Source organism: Sphingobium indicum B90A, from assembly GCF_000264945.2.
GTDB classification, from domain to species: Bacteria; Pseudomonadota; Alphaproteobacteria; order Sphingomonadales; family Sphingomonadaceae; genus Sphingobium; species Sphingobium indicum.
This window is the reverse complement of the sequence record NZ_CP013070.1, coordinates 2,253,019-2,270,357: the sequence shown is the minus strand read 5'-3', so window position 1 is coordinate 2,270,357 and position 17,339 is coordinate 2,253,019. Positions and strand designations below refer to the sequence as shown.

Here is a 17,339-nt window from a genome sequence, read left to right as displayed (position 1 = left end):
CGGCACGCTTCCGAATTGGGCCGCTGGCAGGAACCCCGGTTCGCCGTCCGAACTGGGCGCCTGCCTGCGCAGGAAGGGATAAAAGGTAGAGCAGTCGGATCCGAATCTGCTTTAGAATTTCGCGTCGAAGCTGATCCCGTAGGTGCGCGGGTCGGCGAGATGGGTGTAATCGAACCCGTTGCCGGACAGGTCCAGCGAATAACGCGCATAATATTTGTTGAAGATATTTTTGCCCCACAGGCTGACGCCGTAGCGATCGTCGGCAAATCGATAGCTGAGCTGGCTGTTGACCAGCGCATATCCCTTCTGCGCGGTGCGTTCCGTGTTGAACAGGTCGAAATATTGCTTGGACGTGAAACTGCCGTTCACGCCCCAGCTCAGCTTTCCGCCGCCGGTCTCCACTATATCCCAATCGAAACCCGCCGATGCGCTGAGCTTCGGCGCGTTGGGCAACTGGTTCCCCCGCAGGGACGTGCCGTTGAGCGATCCTTCCTTGATCTTCGTGTCCAATATGCCGACCCCGACATTGATCCGAAGCGCCTGGACCGGGCGCACCGTCAGTTCGAATTCCGCGCCCAGGATGCGGGACTTGGGAATATTGATCAGCGTCTGGATATGGGTGACCGAATTGACGCTGATCGCCTGCTGGTCGCGATAATCATAATAGAATGCCGCCCCGTTGAAGGTCACGGCGCGGTCCAGGAACTGGCTCTTGAAACCCAGTTCATAGGCGTTGACGGTTTCCGGTTCCGCCACGTTCAATTCGGCCGGGGAAAAATAGGCCTGCGCGTTGAAGGCGTTGGCGCGATAGCCGCGACTGAAGCTGGCGTAGATCAGGTCGTTGTCGGCGGTCTTGAAATCGACGCCGACCTTGCCGGTGACCGTGCCTTTCTTGAAACGGGCGCTGGTCGACGCATCGAAATCGAACGGATCGTCGCCTGGGATGGTGTTGACGATGGGAACGCCGTCCGGCCCCTCTATCTGGGCGCGGTAGCCGACGACCTTGCCCCGATCCTGCGTATAGCGGATGCCGCCGCGCAGGATGAGCCGGTCCGACAGCTTGTAATTCATGTCGGTATAGACGGCGGCGCTTTTCCTGACCTGCTTATAATTGTTGCGGTAGATGCAGGAGACCGCGAAGCCGCTGTCGACGCAATCTTCCCAGGTGAGCGCGCCGTCTCCGTTCACGTCGATGTCGCTGTAGAATCCCGCCGACGTCTCGTTCCACAATTTCTCGATATTATAATAGGCGCCGAAGATGAAGTTGAACGGTCCGTCGAAGTCCGAAGACAGGCGAAGATCCTGCGACAACTGCTTGCCCCGTCCTTTCAGGTCGGCCTCCAGCACCCGCAGCGGCGTGCCGTCCGCCTCGTCGATGACGCGCAGGCGCCCATAGTCGTAGGACGTCACCGACGTGACGGTCAGTGCGTCCGCGACATGCCAGTTTCCGGTCAGGGACGCGCCATAGGTGCGGTGGCGATGGCGGCCGATATTGTCCGCCTCCATCTCCCGCCGTCCAAGCCCGGTCCTGAAATAGCTCGACGCGCCGAACATCTCATAGACCCCGTTCCCTATGCCCAGAGACCCGACCGGCTCGCCCAGGACGCCATATTCGATCGGATTTTGCAGGCTGGTCGTCAGCCGCAGGATGAAGTCCAGCTTGTCGTTCGGTTCGAACAGCAGGGACGCCCGGATGCCATATTGGCGCACGGCGCTGCCGTCGGGCCTGCCCGGCATCAGATTCTTGAACCAGCCGTCGGCGCGGGAGAATGTGAAGGCGATGCGCGCCGCCAGCGTGTCGCCCAGGCCCGCCTGCACCGCTCCGTCGGCGTCGTATCGGTTGTAATTGCCGTAGCCCAGTTTCAGATAGGCTTCGGAATCATGCCCCGGTCTCTTGCTGATGAAATTGATGGCGCCGCCGGTCGTATTCTTTCCATATAGGGTTCCCTGCGGTCCCCGCAGCACTTCGACCCGTTCCAGATCGAACATGCCCAGTCCCAGCAGGGGAAAGCTGCCCTTGTAGACTTCGTCGAAATAGGTCGCGACCGGACCCTGCTGGTTGAAGCTGAAGTCCGACATGGAAACGCCGCGCAGCGAGAAGATCGGCAGCCCGTCCCCGGCGACGGTCGACGCCTGAAGATTGGGAACCGACCCGGCGAGATCGCTGACCTGCTGAAGCCGCTGCTGCGACAGCGCCGCGCTGCCCAGCGCCGTCACCGACACGGGCACGTCCTGCAACCTTTCGGACCGGCGGAGCGCGGTCACGACGATGTCGCTGGTGCTGACCGATCCCGACGCGCTTCTTTCCGCCGCGGCCTGATCCGGACCGCTATCCTGCGCCAGGGCGGGTTGCGCAAATGCGAAGGCGCAGACGCCACATAATAGCTGATACCCCAATCCGTTCATTTTCTCTCTCCTTGATTGGCCATCGAGGAGTTTGCCTCCTTCTTGGCAGCGCTGGCTCTGTTGCAAAAATCGTGAAGCTTGAGCATGCTTGGCGGAGATTGGACGGACGGAACGATGACGGATTTCAAGTGGCGCCATTTCCAGGGTGATGTGATCCTGTGGGCGGTGCGCTGGTATTGTCGCTATCCGATCAGCTATCGCGACCTTGAGGAAATGCTGGCGGAACGCGGCATTTCGGTCGACCATACGACGATCTATCGCTGGGTCCAGTGCTACGCCCCGGAGATGGAGAAGCGGCTGCGCTGGTTCTGGCGGCGTGGCTTTGATCCGAGCTGGCGCCTGGATGAAACCTACGTCAAGGTGCGGGGCAAGTGGACCTACCTGTACCGGGCAGTCGACAAGCGGGGCGACACGATCGATTTCTACCTGTCGCCGACCCGCAGCGCCAAGGCAGCGAAGCGGTTCCTGGGCAAGGCCCTGCGAGGCCTGAAGCACTGGGAAAAGCCTGCCACGCTCAATACCGACAAAGCGCCGAGCTATGGTGCAGCGATCACCGAATTGAAGCGCGAAGGAAAGCTGGACCGGGAGACGGCCCACCGGCAGGTGAAGTATCTCAATAACGTGATCGAGGCCGATCACGGAAAGCTCAAGATACTGATCAAGCCGGTGCGCGGTTTCAAATCGATCCCCACGGCCTATGCCACGATCAAGGGATTCGAAGTCATGCGAGCCCTGCGCAAAGGACAGGCTCGCCCCTGGTGCCTGCAGCCCGGCATCAGGGGCGAGGTGCGCCTTGTGGAGAGAGCTTTTGGCATTGGGCCCTCGGCGCTGACGGAGGCCATGGGCATGCTCAACCACCATTTCGCAGCAGCCGCCTGATCGGCGCAGAGCGACAGCCTACCTCTGACTGCCGCCAATCTTTGCAACAGAGCCCCTCATCGTGCGCCACGACGCCAATGCCTTTCGCCTGCTATGGTTATGGACTTTGACCAAGGCGCGCTGCCGGAACCGCGGCTGGTGGGGCGGCAGTTCCTATTCGCCGCTGCCGGTCGCGGGGATGAAGCGCAAGGGTTTCGCGCGTGGCTAGCGCCGCCGCCCAGCTGCCGCCGCGCAAGACGCCCTGGCGGGTTCTGGCCCGAGAAGCGGAGCCCGGGCGCTATCTTCCCTATGCCCGCCATGTGACGCCCGATGTGATTGCGCTCGATAGCGGCGATCTCATGATGATGTTCCGTCTCGAAGGGCTGGCTTTCGAGACGGCTGATCCGATCCACCTCAATGATTGGCACGAGAAGCTCAACGGCACCTGGCGCAACATCGCCGACGATCGGCTTGCGATCTGGACCCACATCGTCCGCTCAGCCGTAGGGGACTATCCCGAAGGACAGTTCCGCTCAAAGTTCGCCGCCGAGCTCGACGGTAAATATCGGGCGCGCGTCACCGCCAAGCGGATGTTCGTCAATGAGCATTATCTGACGCTGCTCATGCGTCCGGCCGTCGGATCGGCCGACCGGACCGGGCTGCTGCTCAAGCGGATCGCGAAAGCCAAGGCCGCGGAGGAGGAAGTCGATCCCGACGAACTGGCGCGCTTCGAGGAGAAGGCGCGCGACATCGAGAAGCTGCTCCGCCGCTGCAGCCCGGCGCGCCTCGCCCTCTACGAGCATAATGGCCTGATCTTCTCCGCCCCGCTTGAGGTGCTCGAGCAAGTGATGATGGGGGCGCGATCCAGGGTTCCGCTCGTCCGCGGTCATCTGGGATCGGCGCTTTACGGTGAGCGTGTGATTTTCGGACGCGAGACGGTCGAGATCCGCGCTCATGACGCGAGCCGCTGGCAGGGGATCTTCGGCATCAGGGAATATCCCGCGCTGACGCGCCCGGGACAGATGAATGCCTTGCTCGGCCAGGATTTCGCCTTTGTCGTCTCGCAATCCTTCACCTTCATGGGTAAGGCGCGGGCAGCCGAACGGCTGCGCCGCCGGCAAAACCAGATGGCCTCGACCGAGGATGCCGCAGCGAGCCAGGCGCTCGATCTCGCCGATGCCGCCGACGATCTGCAAAGCAACCGGTTCGTGCTCGGGGAGCATCATTTCTCGTTGGCGGTCTTCGCCGACAGCCAAAGGCGACTTGCCGACAATCTCTCGGCCGCGCGTGCGGCGCTGGCCGATGCTGGTTTGGTGGCGGCGCGCGAAGGACCAGCGCTCGAAGCAGCGTTCTGGGCGCAGCTGCCCGGAAATTTCGCATGGCGGGCGCGGCCGGCGGCGATCACCTCGCGCAATTTTGCTGCCTTGGCGCCGTTCCATACCTATCCCGCAGGCCGGCCCAAGGGGAACCATTGGGGGCCTGCGATCGCCATGATGAAGACGGCCGCGCAATCGCCCTATTATTTCAACTTCCATGTCGGCGATTTGGGTCACACACTGATTATCGGTCCTTCCGGCGCGGGCAAGACCGTCGTCCAGAATTTTCTGATGGCGCAGCTCGAGAAAACGGGCGCGCAGCAGATCTTCATCGACAAGGACCGTGGCGCGGAGATTTATGTCCGGTCTGCGGGCGGGATCTATCTGACGTTGAAGAATGGGGAGCCTACAGGTTTCGCGCCCCTGCGGGCACTCGACTATGGTCCGCGCAATCTTGTCTTTCTGGGGCGCTTGATCCGCCAACTGGTGACGCCGGTCGGAGGCCAGCTCGGCGTCACACAGGAGCGTATGATCGACGAGGGGCTGGCCTCGCTTGGACGCCTCGCGCCGGAGGACCGGTCCATTCTCGCGCTGCGCCAGCTGCTCGGTCAGCGCGACCCGGAAGGCATTGGTGCCCGGCTGGAGAAATGGGCGCGGGGCGGTTCGCTCGGCTGGGTGTTCGACAATGAGATCGACGCTTTGTCGCTGGAGGCGCCGTTCGTCGGTTTCGACATGACCGATTTTCTCGACAACCCCGAAGTTCGCACGCCGCTCATGATGTACATGTTCCACCGGATCGACGGTCTCCTCGACGGCCGGCGGCTTGTGATCGACATCGACGAATTCTGGAAAGCCTTGGGGGACGATGCGTTCCGCGCCTTCGCGCAGGACGGCCTCAAGACCTACCGCAAGCAGAATGCCTTTCTTGTCTTCGGCACGCAAAGCCCTGCGGATGCGCTGCGTTCGGACATTTCGCACAGCATCATGGAGCAGGTTGCGACCAAGATACTGCTTCCCAACCCCTACGGCCGCGAAACGGACTATGTCGATGGACTGGGTCTGACCCAGGCGGAATTCAAGCTCATCCGCCACGATCTGAATCCGGAATCCCGCCGGTTTCTGGTCAAGCAAGGCCATGACTCAATCGTCGTCGAGCTCGATCTTGGCGGTCTCTCCGACGAGCTGGCAGTTCTCTCGGGCACCACGGAAACGGTGACGCTGCTCGATGCCATCCGCGCCGAGGTCGGCGACGATCCCGAAAACTGGCTGCCTGTCTTTCACCGGCAGCGTCGGTCTCCATCGAGCAGGAAAGGATGAGCTATGCGTAAAGGCGGATTCGCAGCGATCGGTGCGATTATCCTGGGAACGGCGGGTCCAGCTGCCGCCCAAGGTATACCGGTCTATGACAGCTCCGGCTATTTGCAGGCGCTCGCCACGGTCAAGAACACCCTGTCGATGATCGAGCAGGGCAAGGAGCAGATCGCCGAGGCCAAGCAGCTCTACGGTAGCTTCAATCAGGTCACCGACGTCAACGGCATTGCCCCGTCGCTATCCACCGACGCGATGCGCCATCTTCTGCCGCCTGAGGCCCGCGACCTCGGCAGGCTGATGTCGTCGGACAATGCCAGCCTGGGATCGCTTGGTACGGTGACGACCCGCATTCGCGATGCCAATCGCGTTGCTCTGCCGGACCTGCGGCCTGGCGCGTCCGCCTATGAGCGGGCGTCGCGCGACACTCTGTTGCGAAATGGCGATCTGGCCGCACGTGATGCTGCGATAGCGGAGTCGGCCTATGGCGTCTCGGCCCAACGCACGGCGGGTTTGGAAGAACTGCGCACCTCGCTCGATACGGCTTCGGACGCGAAACAGGTCATGGATATCCAGGCAAGGGTAGGGGTCGAGAACGCCCACATCCAGAATGATGCCCTGCAGTTGGAGGCGCTGCGGATGCGGCAGGAAGCCGACGTTCGGCTACGGTCGCAGCGCGAGAGTGAGACAATATTGGCTTCAAAGCTCGGGAGCCTATCACAATGACGGGCAAGGCTTTCTTGCTGGCGGCATTGGCGACAGCTGTCTTAACCGGGTGTGAGCGAGCGCCGCGCGGGAAGGACTATCTGAATTCCCATCCCGAGGAACTGAGCGAGCTTACCAAGGCTTGCGCCGATGGCTCGCACCCGAACAAGCAGGAGTGCTCGAACGCCGAAAGTCTTCGAACACTCAACAACAAAATGCAGTCGCTCTCACGGTAGCGCGTTGGAATTCGACATGGCTACGGACTTGTTCAGCTCACTTTACGCGAACATTGATGGAAAGCTGGACCTTTTCCTAAATGAGCGTCTTCAAAATGTGGTCGACGTTGTGCGTGGGCCGCTGGCACTCGGCCTCGTAATCTATATCGCCCTTTTTGGTTACATGGTGATGCGTGGGATCATCAGCGAGCCTTGGGGCGAGCTGTTTTACCGGATGGTCAAGCTCTGCCTGCTGTATATTGCCGCAACGACGGTCGCCTATTCTGAGTGGATCACCACGCCGCTTTTTCATGGGATGCCGGACGCGATCTCGCAGGCTCTCGCGGGGAAGACGATCGGGACAGCTGGCCAAGCTTTTGACGATTACTACGCCCAAAGCGATGTCATTATAGTGCGCATTGAGACTGAGGCGGCGACTTACAGCGATATCAACCCTTATAAATTGGTACTTTATGCGTTGAGCTTGGGGCTTAAGGCGCTCGCGGGTCTCTCGGCGGCTATCGGCTTCGCAATTACGATATTTGCCAAAGTTGCACTCGCGATCATTATAGCCCTAGGACCCATTTTCATCGCCCTTGCATTGTTCGAACCGACAAGGCGTTTCTTTCATGGATGGCTTGGCCAAACCATAAACTACATTGTCTTGCTTGCTGTAATCATTGCGGTCACGACTCTGATTACCGATCTCGGAGCAGCTGCAACGGCAGCATCTGAAGGAGTCGTGGATACGGCATTCGGCGCCGTTCTGTTTGCTGCATACATATTTCTTGGCACAATCTTCTTCTTCCAGGCTCCTGCGATTGCCACCGGCATTGCGGGCGGGGCCGCCGCCGGGGTCGGCGCCTTCGCCGGGACCGCCTGGGGGACGATGGCATCTCCCTTCCGACAACGCCGCATTGCGCGCAACAGCCGCAATCTGGAGCGCGCCGCTCGTCGGGGCGGCTCCATCGAAGCGGCATAGTGAGACATCACCATGACCTTGCCCTGTCCTCAAAAATCGACGTTCACCATCCGCCAGGTTACTGTCTGCCTGATCGGCAGCCTTCCACTGCTGGGCCTTGCGGCATGCGCTTCCGGACCCAAGAAGCTGGCCGTTTGCAACGGGCACCATCTGCGTGACGTGAATATCTATGGGAGCGTTCTGCCCGGATCGCCGGTGCCGGCGACCACAATGCCGCGCCCTGCGCCGCCCATTCCTCCCTTGTCTCATCCGCAGGTGGGCGATCCACCGCCTCCGCCCGCAGTGCCAGCGCCTCCGGACGACAAAGTTTCCTTTGCGCCAAGGGACATTCGTTATGCGAGTTGCTGACAATGGCGCGGAGGCGGTGCCTGCTTCCGGGCTCAAACGCTATTTCCAGGAAGCGCGGAGCTGGGACCAGGACAGGGTTCGATCGGCATTGCGATCGACACGTATTGCTTGGACCGTGGCGGCGGTAACCTCAGTCCTTGCGGCCGCATCCATTTTTGCTGTCGCCGCGCTGGCCCCGCTCAAGACCGTCGTGCCCTATGTCATTCGGGTCAATCAGACGACGGGCGCGGTGGATGTCCAGACGGCGCTGACCCAGCGGCCGATGCGCTATGATGAGGCGGTCACAAAATACTTTCTCGCGCAATATGTCCGGACGCGTGAAAGCTGGATACCGGCGGCTGCGGAGGAGAATTTCCGCTTCGTGACAATCCTGTCGCAGCCGGCGGAGCAGCAGCGCTGGGCACGCTTCTTCAGCAACAACAATGCTGCCAGTCCCCAGAACGCCTGGGGGAAAAACGCAGTCGTCCAGGCGCGGGTGCGCAACATCGCCTTCATCAATGATCGGGTTGCCAATGTGCGATTCACACGGATCGTCCAGACCGAGGCGGATACGCAGAGCAGCGATTGGATCGCCACGGTCACTTTCGCCTATGCCAACGCGCCGATGGCCGAAGGTGATCGCTATCGGAACCCGCTCGGCTTCCAGGTCGAGAATTACCGCTCCGACCCGGAGGTAGTCCGATGAAAACATTGGTCGCTGCGGTTTTCATCGCGTTTGCATCCCTTTCTGCTGCCCATGCGGTTGAGGTCCCGCGTGGCGCTGCGTCTGACCCACGCGTCAAGTTCGTCGATTATGAGGAAGCGCAGGTCTATCGCATCGTCGGGACCTTCCGGACAGCAACCCAGATTGTCCTCAGCGAGGACGAAACGATTCAGCACGTAGCGCTGGGCGACACCGTCTCCTGGGAGGTGGCGGTGGCCGGCCACATCTTGTTCCTCAAGCCGCGCGAACGCGCTGGACCGACCAACCTTATCGTCACCACGTCTCGCGGCGGAACCTTAAGAAGCTATGCCTTTGAACTCACGGCTCGTAGTGGTCCGATCACCGGCCGCAACGGCCAGGCCTATTTCCAGGTCCGCTTCCGCTATCCGCGGGACGAGGCGGCGCGGGCCGAACGCCTGAGAGCGGCACAGATCGCGATGCAAGCGGCGGCGCTGGAGGCCCAGGCTGTTCGCGGTGCCCTCGACCATGCGGTGATCGAGGGTCCGCGCAACATGAATTATAAGGTTCAGGGTTCGAGCGATTTGCAGCCGTCGGAGGTCTCCGACAATGGCCAATTCACGGTGCTGCGGTTTCCGGCGAACCGGGAAGTTCCTGCCATTTATCTGGTGAGGCCAGACGGGTCCGAAACGCTGGTTCCGTTCGACGTTCGCGACGAATTCGTCGTCGTTCATTTGGTGGCGCGCCAACTGCGCCTGCGCCGGGGCGGCGAGGTGCTGTGCATCTATAACCAGGCGCCCGAACCTTATGGCGTCGATCATGGAACGAATACCGGATCGCCTCACGTCGAGCGCACCATCACCCATCCGCAGGAATGAACCATGGCCGATGAACCGTCCCCTGTCGTGCGCCCGCTGCCCGGTGCCGATCCAACGCCCGAAAGGCACGAAATTCTTCACGAGCGTGGAATCGAGCCGATCGGCGGCACGACGCCCGCGCGGCACAACACCGCGCTGATCTTCGCCGGCACGGCAATGGTCTTGGGTATTCTCTGGGTGAATTCCGGCACGGGCCAGCAATCCTCGTCTCGTGACCTCACCGCGCCGGCAGGTGCAGCCCGGGAACGACCCGATATCGTCGCTCGGGAAACCGTCGATTATGCTGCGGTCGCGCCTCAACGCCGGCCGCTCGGGGCAGCCGACGCGGATCCCAATGCGCCGGTGCTCAATCCTGCAGCTGGCGTTCCCGGACCTGAAGGCCAAATTGTGCCCGCCATGCAGCCGGGCGCGGCACTGAGCGGGACCAGTGCCGCTCGGCCAACGCTTGCCGAGCAGGCGCGGCGGTCCACGCTGATCGCCTATGGAGGTCGCGATCTTGGCCGCGAGGCTGGCGCGCCCACAGCTGCAGGGGCTGCCGGCGAAGCGCCCGACAACGCTGCCGGAGCGCCAGAGAGCGGCGAGGGCAGGGCGCCCAACGCGCTCGATCTTTTGCGGCAAAGCTCGTCGATCGGGGAAGCGCGGGCCTCGATGCTGCCGAACCGCAACTTTCTGATTACCGCGGGCACGTTGATCCCCTGTATCCTGCAAACCGCCATCAATTCCGGGCAGCCCGGTTACACGTCCTGCCTGATCCCGCGAGACGTCTATTCCGAGAATGGCCGGGTCGTACTCATGGAAAAGGGCACGCGCGTTCTCGGCGAATATCGCGGCGGCATCCAGCAAGGGCAAAATCGCCTGTTCGTCCTCTGGACGCGGGCGGTCACTCCCCAGGGCGTGCGGATCGATCTTGCCTCGCCTGGCGCCGATGCACTCGGCCGAGCCGGGCTTGCAGGCGCGGTCGACAGCTTTTTCTGGGCGCGCTTTGGCGGCGCTCTGCTCCTCTCGCTCGTCGATGATGCCGCCTATATCGCTGGGCAAGCCGCCTCGAGCGGCAATGGCAATTTCAACAATGTGACGCGGGCGCCCAGCGAAGGCGCTGCGATCGCCTTGCAGAACAATATCAATATCCGGCCGGTGCTGAAGAAGAACCAGGGCGAGGAGGTCGGCATTTTCGTCGCCAAGGATTTCAACTTTGCCGATGTCTACAATCTGGAACTGCGGCGGTAAGTCATGCGCGATACCGCCGTCCTGCGCCACTATCTCGCGCCGCTCCTCCCGCTTCTGGAACCGGAGGATGTCACGGAGCTGGTGGTCAACCGTCCGGGGGAAGCGGGGATCGAGGACCGCCAAGGGTGGCGCTGGCAGGAGATGCCGGAGCTGGACAGCGACTGGCTTTCTACCCTGGCTGTTGCCGCGGCGAGCTTCACGCACCAGGATATCGATGGTCAGTCTCCGATCTGTTCGACGGTCCTGCCGGGCGGCGAGCGCTGCCAGATCGTCATACCGTCGGTCACCCCAAGCGGTTGCCCTTCCTTCACGATCCGCAAACCGTCGACCGTGACCCTGCCGATCGACCAACTGGCTGGGGCCGGGCTGTTCCGGATGACGCGCGCCAGCGCCAAGGGTCTCACCGATGTCGATGCGCGGTTAGTGGCGCTGCGCGACGCGGGCGACTGGCCGGAATTCTTCAAGGTTGCCGTTCCGGCACGCAAGAACATTCTGGTCAGTGGCGCCACGGGTTCGGGAAAGACGACCCTCGCGAAAGCGCTCATCCAGCTTATCCCACCGGAGGAGCGGTTGCTTACCATCGAAGACACCCGTGAGCTGGTCGTGCCTCATCGCAATGTCGTCCATATGGTCTATTCGAGCGAGGGGCAGGGCCTGGCCAAGGTTGGCGCCAAGCAGCTGCTCGAAAGCGCGCTGCGCATGCGGCCCGACCGCATCCTGCTCCAGGAGCTGCGTGACGGCACCGCCTTCTTCTATCTGCGGAACGTCAATTCCGGGCATCCCGGATCGATCACGACCGTCCACGCCGGTTCACCCGCCGGCGCGTTCGAACAGCTGACGCTGCTCGTCAAGGAATCGGAAGGCGGCCGCGATCTCGCCCGCGACGATATTCGCGGACTCCTTCGCATGCTCGTCGACGTCGTTGTGCAGACACGCCGTCACGGCGGGCGGTTTGAGGTCGACGAGATCTATTTCGAGCCGAGGATGGGCGATGCTGGCGCAGCGTAGTCCCTGGGCGATTGGCCTGTGCGTGATCGGCGCAATTCTGTTGTGGGCTGTCATTACCCTGTTCGTTGCCTTGTTCGGACTCGGGCAGATCGGACCTAATATCGATCTCGGCACTCTGCCGGCCTGGCTCTGGTATTATCGTGGTGATCCGCTGCTCGGGGATTGGATCAAGCGGGGTGCGATGGCCGGCGCAGCCGTGGTCGCGCTTCTTGTCCTCACGATCCTGCGGCGAGGCCCATCCTTGCACGGCAGGGCTCGGTTTGCACGCGAGGGCGAAATCCGACGCGAGGGGCTGCGTGCCCCGTCTGGCATTGTCGTTGGACGCAAAGCAGGGCGTTTCCTCATCTTCGGCGGAAACGAGCATGTCCTGCTCGAAGCGCCGACGCGCGCCGGGAAGGGCGTCGGTGTTGTCATCCCCAATCTGCTGACCTGGCCGGATTCGGTCGTCGTGCTCGATGTGAAGCGGGAGAATTGGAGTACCAGCGCCGGGTATCGCCAACGTGCCGGTCAATCGGTTTACCTCTTCGATCCGTTGGACCCTGAAGGGCGGACGGCACGGTACAATCCCCTGGCGCATATCCGGCGAGCCGATGACACCGAAGTCGTCAACGAGCTTCAGAAAATCGCAGTCATGCTCTTCCCCGCGCCGGAACGATCGGACCCGTTTTGGGCCGAAGCGGCGCGGGCGGCCTTCATCGGCGTCGGCGCGCTCGTTGCTGCCAATCCTGGCATGCCCTTCACGATCGGCGAGATCTATCGACGGCTGACCACTGGGGATCCCAAGAGCGATCTTCCCAAGGCCCTGGAAGAGGCGAGGGGGGCAGGACAGCGCCTCAGTCAGGCATGCGTCTCGGCAATCCAGGATTTCGCCTCGGCTTCGGACAACACCTTTTCGGGGATCAAGCAGACGATCACGGCGCGGCTCAATCTCTGGCTCAACCCCGTGGTCGATGCCGCGACCTCGGCAAGCGATTTCGACCTGCGCGAAGTCCGGGCGCGGCACATGTCGATCTATCTCGGTGTCTCGCCCGACAATATCGACCGGATCGCGCCGGTTTACAGCCTCTTCCTGCAGCAGCTGGTGGATCTCAACACGCGCGATTTGCCCGACGCTGCCAGCAATGTCCCAGTCCTGATCCTGCTCGATGAATTCGCAAGGCTCGGGAAGGCCTCGGTCATCGCGGGCGGCTTTTCCTATGTCGCCGGATACGGCTTGCGCCTGCTGCCAGTGATCCAGAGCCGGGCGCAGCTGCGGGCCATTTATGGTCCCGATGTTACCGACGAAATCATCGCCAATTGCGGCCTTGAGGTGGTGTTCACGCCCAAGGAGCTGAAGGTCGCGAACGAGCTTTCGGAGCGGCTCGGCTTCTTCACGATGAATGTGAAATCGCGCAGCCGAACGATTCATGGGCTGCTGGCCAATCGCAGCGTGTCGGAATCCGATCAGCGCCGCGCCCTCCTGCTGCCGCAGGAACTGATGCAAATGCCTAAGACCGAGCTCCTGTTGCTGCGCGGCGGGATCGCGCCAGTTCGTGGCAGGAAGATCGCCTTTTATCGAATGCCGCGCTTCACAAGGCGCGTGTTGGCGCCGCCCATTCTGCCGTCGCGGCCTATCCCCGCTGCTCAGCCCCCAACTGTTCTGCCGCCAGGCAAGCATCAGGTGGTGTCCCCTTACAATGACGCGGAGAAATCAACGGCGAAGAGCACGGGCGGGGCCTTGCTGGAGGAGACCAAGATGCGGGAAATGACCGATGGTGAACTGGCGGGCGCGGCCGAGATTACCGATGATATGTTGGTCCTGGGCAACCTGACCGACTTGCCGCCGCCCGGCGATGAGGCAGCGGCCATCGCTTTTGTGTCATCGATGATTGAGCGGGCGCTGGTGCAGCCGGCAGAGCCGTCATCTTCATCCCTCATCCAGGAAAGAGCAGATCATGGCCGCTGAAAAACCTGTGGCGCCACGTGGCGCGAGCAAGCGTAGCAATACGATCGGGCAGGACGCGGGAACCAGGCCGAGGAATGCGGCGCAATCGGCGCCCGAAGCAACCAAGAAGGTGAAGTCGATTGATCCGTCCGTCCTTCAAGCAGCGTCGCCCGGTGACATTCCCGATGCCTTGCGAAAGCGCTATTTCTCCACGACGAGCAAATGGTCGGGCGAGCCCGCATATTTCACGAGTGCGCAAGCTAAGGAACCGGCGTTCCGCGACCAGGGCAGACGGCTCATCACCTCCAGCGAGAGCGACGAGGTTGTGCGCGATCTCGTTGCCATCGCTCGCCATCGCGGGTGGTCGCACGTCCATGTTACCGGCAGTGAGACGTTCCGAAGGGCAGCGTGGCTCGAAGCCAGTCGCCAAGGTTTGGAAGTACGGGGATATCGGCCGAGCGAACGGGATTTGCAGGAGCTGGACCGAGTGCGGCGCGATGCTAGTCGCAACAGCATCGCCCCTGCCGTCACCGCGCCGGCGTCGCGCGAACCTGAGCGGGATCGACGCCAGGCTGATGAGGCGTCTAGGCAAACGCCGTCCGAACAAAGCCGGGTGAAGAATGCGCGGGCGGCACAGAGCCAGCTCCGTGTGATCGAAACGGTGGTGCGCGCGGCGTTGTTCGACAATCCCGATGCCGTTGCCAGGGTAATGAAGGTGGCAAATGACAAGGTGCGAACGCATCTGCAGGCGGGTCGGCAGTTTCAGGCGGCCAAGGTGCGGGACACCTCGGTCCGGGCCGTTGAGCCGTCAGGCCGGAACCGGCAGGAACCCGGCAAGGAACGAGCGCCGCTGCAACGATCTCGAGGCCGTTGATCGAGAGGGATTGAGCCTGACCAGCAAGGCTTTACCATATCGGTCATGGCCTATCGCTATCCGCCCGGCAGCCCGCTGCACCATGAGAACTTGAAGGCCAAGCAGCGCGAGCTGCGTGGCAATTTTCCAGAGCCGCTGACGCTCAGGGTGCATCGCGCGCTGTCGTGGCTGCGCCGTGCCGAGGCCGAGCAGACCGATGAGGATGTGCGTTTCATCCTGCTCTGGATCGGCTTTAACGCGGCCTATGCTGGCGACGTTGAAGCATCACGGGTGATTGCTATCCCCGAGGGCGAGCGGGGATTGTTCCAAGCCTTCTTCGCAACCCTTGTGGGCTTTGATGGCAAACATCGCATCTACGACATGGTCTGGCAGCGCTTCCCTCAGGAAATCCGGGTGCTGCTCGCAAACCGCTATGTCTTCCATCCCTTTTGGCAGCATCACAATGGTGCGTCCGGCTATGCCGACTGGGCTGACAGGCTCGAGCGGTCGCGGACAGCGATAGGCGCCGCACTGCGCGATCATGACACGGCCAGGATACTCTCGATCCTGTTCGACCGGCTTTATGTGCTGCGCAACCAACTGGTGCATGGTGGCTCGACATGGAACAGCGATGTCAATCGCGCCCAGGTCAGGGATGGCGCCGCGCTGCTCGGTTGCTTGCTGCCGATCTTCATCGATCTCATGATGGACAATGCCGGGCATGAATGGCCGATGCCGAACTACCCGGTGGTGGAGTAGGGCGTGGCGGAAGTCTGGTCCGATCAGGAAATTGATCACATCGTCGCCGACTATTTCGCCATGCTCACCGACGAGCTGGTTGGTCGCTCCTTCAATAAAGCGGCGCGAAACCGCGATCTTCAAGCCGTGATCGACCGTAGCAAGGGCTCAATCGAGTTCAAGCATCAGAACATCAGCGCGGTCTTGCTCGGCCTTGGTCAGCCTTGGATCGAGGGCTATAAGCCGGCCGCCAATTTCCAAAATGCGCTGGTCGATGGCGTCCTGCGGTGGTTGGAGGCGCGGACCGAATGGCTGGCTCCCGACAGGCTCTCACGAGCTGCCCTGAACGTACCGGAAGCGCAAGGATCACTGCGGATCGGGCCGCCGCCCACGGTGCGCAACGAACCGTCGCCGATCGATCCAGCGTTCATGGCCGCGATCGGCCGCAAATATGATGTCGCCGAGCGCGACGCGCGCAACCGGGCGCTTGGCAAGGCGGGTGAAGAATGTGTGCTGCATCACGAGCGCCGTCATTTATCTGCCGCGGGCCGCGACGATCTCGCGGACAAAGTCCGCTGGACATCTGTGCAGGATGGCGATGGTTTTGGCTTCGATATCCGGAGCTTTGAGGCGGACGGGCGCGAGAAGCTGATCGAGGTCAAGACCACCAACGGATGGGAGCGCACGCCTTTTCATATCTCTCGCAATGAGTTGGCCGTCGCCGATACGAGGCGCGAGGAATGGTGCCTCATGCGGCTGTGGAATTTCGCCCGTGCGCCAAGCGCCTTCACGCTGCGCTCGCCCCTGAGCGATCACGCACAATTGACGGCGACCAGCTTCCTCGCCGAGCTCAATTGAAAACCGCCGCCACGAAGGGCGATACAAATCGGTCAATCAGGGCAGGGCCGGGAAGTCGGGACGCGCGTGGCCTTCGACCAGCGCCCGCAACCCCGCCGGTTCCAGCACCTCGACCTTGTCGCCCCATTGATAGAGATGCCAGGCCATTTCCAGCCAACCTGCGGCCTTGAAACGGACAATCAGACTCCCATCGTCCCGATATTCGGCCGATTGGTTGGGATGGAACTGGAATTCCGCTGCGCGCGAGGCTGCTTCGGGAAGAAAACGCCAGACGATCTCGCCATATTGGGTGGGGTCCTGATAAGCGCCGAAGGCCTGCGCCGCATGATCGTTCAAGGAAAAGCCGGACTGGATGGGAAAACTTTCATCGAGACATTCAGCGCTGTGGATGCGGTCGAGGCGAAAATGGCGGAGGTTCTCGCCTCGGTCCGCCTGGCGTGCCACGAGATAGCTACGCAATCCTAGCAACAGCCCATGCGGCTCGACCGTTCGGGTTTCTGCGTCAGTCTCGCCATAGACAATACGCATTTTGAACGGTCCGCGCAGGGCCTCGATCAGAACGTCGGTGACCTCGGGTTTCATCGCGACCTTTGGGCCTGGCCGCGCCACTTGGCCCAACGCGGAAAGGACCGCCTCCGCATCGGCTTCGGACCGCAGCGCATCACGTGGAGAGAGGCGCGTTATCAGGCTGTCTCTTAGATCTTCCAGCGCCCGGGCATGGCGGAGCCGGTTCTCATCACGGGCTGCGCGAGCGGCGATTTCCAGAGCCTCGATGGTGTTTTCCTGGCGCGGTTGCAGCCGCTCAGGGATGGGACTTTGGATGCGCCAGCGCCGACGGCGATCATCATCTTCCACAACAACGACATTCGCGAAATTATCCTCCAGCGCACTTGTCATGCGCTGCGCTGTGCGGTGCGAAATGCCGAATTCCTGAGAGATTTCCTCAAGACTGATGCCCAAACGCCGCGAGGCGGCGAGTTGGGCGAGGCGCAGAAGATCGTTGGCCTTGGCGAAAGTCATTATACGTCCATGTCAGAGATTGACACCCTTGCAT

The 17,339-nt window shown here is 61.9% G+C and carries 15 protein-coding genes and 1 pseudogene; 14 read left to right on the top strand and 2 right to left on the bottom strand.

The features are described 5' to 3' along the window. Positions 1–111: 111 nt before the first annotated feature. Positions 112–2,406, bottom strand: a complete 2,295-nt coding sequence (locus SIDU_RS11070; protein WP_007682306.1) for a TonB-dependent receptor — start codon at positions 2,404–2,406, stop codon at positions 112–114. Between the two features lie 114 nt (positions 2,407–2,520). Here SIDU_RS11070 and SIDU_RS11065 point away from each other — a divergent pair, with 114 nt between their 5' ends. From SIDU_RS11065 to SIDU_RS10990, 14 genes and pseudogenes are all read left to right on the top strand, one after another. Continuing rightward, positions 2,521–3,285: an IS6-like element IS6100 family transposase gene (locus tag SIDU_RS11065; protein WP_001389365.1), complete on the top strand. Its 765-nt coding sequence runs from the start codon at positions 2,521–2,523 to the stop codon at positions 3,283–3,285. Between the two features lie 43 nt (positions 3,286–3,328). Then, a pseudogene (locus SIDU_RS11055) lies at positions 3,329–3,493 on the top strand (VirB3 family type IV secretion system protein); the annotation flags it as partial. Continuing rightward, positions 3,486–5,897 (top strand): VirB4 family type IV secretion/conjugal transfer ATPase, encoded by a 2,412-nt coding sequence (locus tag SIDU_RS11050; RefSeq protein WP_007681951.1) that lies wholly within the window; start codon positions 3,486–3,488, stop codon positions 5,895–5,897. The pseudogene SIDU_RS11055 and the gene SIDU_RS11050, both read left to right, overlap by 8 nt. A 3-nt stretch (positions 5,898–5,900) precedes the next feature. Further along, positions 5,901–6,614: a TrbJ/VirB5 family protein gene (locus SIDU_RS11045; protein ID WP_007681949.1), complete on the top strand. Its 714-nt coding sequence runs from the start codon at positions 5,901–5,903 to the stop codon at positions 6,612–6,614. Then, entirely contained in the window at positions 6,611–6,829 is a 219-nt protein-coding gene (locus tag SIDU_RS20355; protein WP_007681948.1) for an EexN family lipoprotein, read from the top strand. The genes SIDU_RS11045 and SIDU_RS20355 overlap by 4 nt, the downstream gene beginning before the upstream one ends. A gap of 16 nt (positions 6,830–6,845) precedes the next feature. After that, a complete protein-coding gene (locus SIDU_RS11035; protein ID WP_073507141.1) occupies positions 6,846–7,790 on the top strand; it encodes a TrbL/VirB6 family protein in 945 nt (314 codons plus the stop codon). 334 nt (positions 7,791–8,124) lie between these two features. Next, entirely contained in the window at positions 8,125–8,823 is a 699-nt protein-coding gene (locus tag SIDU_RS11025; protein WP_039979856.1) for a VirB8 family type IV secretion system protein, read from the top strand. Continuing rightward, positions 8,820–9,677 carry a P-type conjugative transfer protein VirB9 gene (virB9, locus tag SIDU_RS11020; protein WP_007684609.1) on the top strand — a complete coding sequence of 286 codons (858 nt, stop codon included), beginning with the start codon at positions 8,820–8,822 and terminating at the stop codon, positions 9,675–9,677. Before SIDU_RS11025 ends, virB9 begins: the two co-directional genes overlap by 4 nt. A 3-nt stretch (positions 9,678–9,680) precedes the next feature. Then, a complete protein-coding gene (virB10, locus tag SIDU_RS11015; RefSeq protein WP_007684607.1) occupies positions 9,681–10,904 on the top strand; it encodes a type IV secretion system protein VirB10 in 1,224 nt (407 codons plus the stop codon). 3 nt (positions 10,905–10,907) lie between these two features. After that, complete coding sequence (virB11, locus tag SIDU_RS11010) at positions 10,908–11,912, top strand: P-type DNA transfer ATPase VirB11 (RefSeq protein WP_007684605.1); 1,005 nt, start codon at positions 10,908–10,910, stop codon at positions 11,910–11,912. Further along, positions 11,896–13,857, top strand: a complete 1,962-nt coding sequence (locus SIDU_RS11005) for a type IV secretory system conjugative DNA transfer family protein (protein WP_007684604.1) — start codon at positions 11,896–11,898, stop codon at positions 13,855–13,857. The genes virB11 and SIDU_RS11005 overlap by 17 nt, the downstream gene beginning before the upstream one ends. Beyond that, on the top strand, positions 13,847–14,710 hold the full coding sequence (locus SIDU_RS11000) for an LPD7 domain-containing protein (RefSeq protein WP_039979854.1): 864 nt from the start codon (positions 13,847–13,849) through the stop codon (positions 14,708–14,710). Before SIDU_RS11005 ends, SIDU_RS11000 begins: the two co-directional genes overlap by 11 nt. Before the next feature lie 45 nt (positions 14,711–14,755). Next, a complete protein-coding gene (locus tag SIDU_RS10995; protein WP_007684603.1) occupies positions 14,756–15,448 on the top strand; it encodes a HEPN domain-containing protein in 693 nt (230 codons plus the stop codon). 3 nt (positions 15,449–15,451) lie between these two features. After that, entirely contained in the window at positions 15,452–16,285 is an 834-nt protein-coding gene (locus SIDU_RS10990) for a protein NO VEIN domain-containing protein (protein ID WP_007684601.1), read from the top strand. A 36-nt stretch (positions 16,286–16,321) separates the two neighbouring features. Here the strand turns inward: SIDU_RS10990 and SIDU_RS10985 are convergent, their stop codons facing one another. Next, a complete protein-coding gene (locus SIDU_RS10985) occupies positions 16,322–17,305 on the bottom strand; it encodes a helix-turn-helix transcriptional regulator (protein ID WP_007684600.1) in 984 nt (327 codons plus the stop codon). Positions 17,306–17,339: the final 34 nt, after the last annotated feature.

What these genes read in the sequence shown, in the direction of transcription:
- SIDU_RS11035 (WP_073507141.1), top strand. Translation starts at nt 6,846, where the DNA reads ATGGCTACGGACTTGTTCAGCTCACTTTACGCGAACATTGATGGAAAG.
- SIDU_RS10995 (WP_007684603.1), top strand. Translation starts at nt 14,756, where the DNA reads ATGGCCTATCGCTATCCGCCCGGCAGCCCGCTGCACCATGAGAACTTG.
- SIDU_RS11045 (WP_007681949.1), top strand. Translation starts at nt 5,901, where the DNA reads ATGCGTAAAGGCGGATTCGCAGCGATCGGTGCGATTATCCTGGGAACG.
- SIDU_RS10985 (WP_007684600.1), bottom strand. Translation starts at nt 17,305, where the DNA reads ATGACTTTCGCCAAGGCCAACGATCTTCTGCGCCTCGCCCAACTCGCC.
- virB10 (WP_007684607.1), top strand. Translation starts at nt 9,681, where the DNA reads ATGGCCGATGAACCGTCCCCTGTCGTGCGCCCGCTGCCCGGTGCCGAT.
- SIDU_RS11005 (WP_007684604.1), top strand. Translation starts at nt 11,896, where the DNA reads ATGCTGGCGCAGCGTAGTCCCTGGGCGATTGGCCTGTGCGTGATCGGC.
- SIDU_RS11000 (WP_039979854.1), top strand. Translation starts at nt 13,847, where the DNA reads ATGGCCGCTGAAAAACCTGTGGCGCCACGTGGCGCGAGCAAGCGTAGC.
- virB11 (WP_007684605.1), top strand. Translation starts at nt 10,908, where the DNA reads ATGCGCGATACCGCCGTCCTGCGCCACTATCTCGCGCCGCTCCTCCCG.
- SIDU_RS11025 (WP_039979856.1), top strand. Translation starts at nt 8,125, where the DNA reads ATGCGAGTTGCTGACAATGGCGCGGAGGCGGTGCCTGCTTCCGGGCTC.
- SIDU_RS11070 (WP_007682306.1), bottom strand. Translation starts at nt 2,406, where the DNA reads ATGAACGGATTGGGGTATCAGCTATTATGTGGCGTCTGCGCCTTCGCA.
- SIDU_RS11065 (WP_001389365.1), top strand. Translation starts at nt 2,521, where the DNA reads ATGACGGATTTCAAGTGGCGCCATTTCCAGGGTGATGTGATCCTGTGG.
- virB9 (WP_007684609.1), top strand. Translation starts at nt 8,820, where the DNA reads ATGAAAACATTGGTCGCTGCGGTTTTCATCGCGTTTGCATCCCTTTCT.
- SIDU_RS20355 (WP_007681948.1), top strand. Translation starts at nt 6,611, where the DNA reads ATGACGGGCAAGGCTTTCTTGCTGGCGGCATTGGCGACAGCTGTCTTA.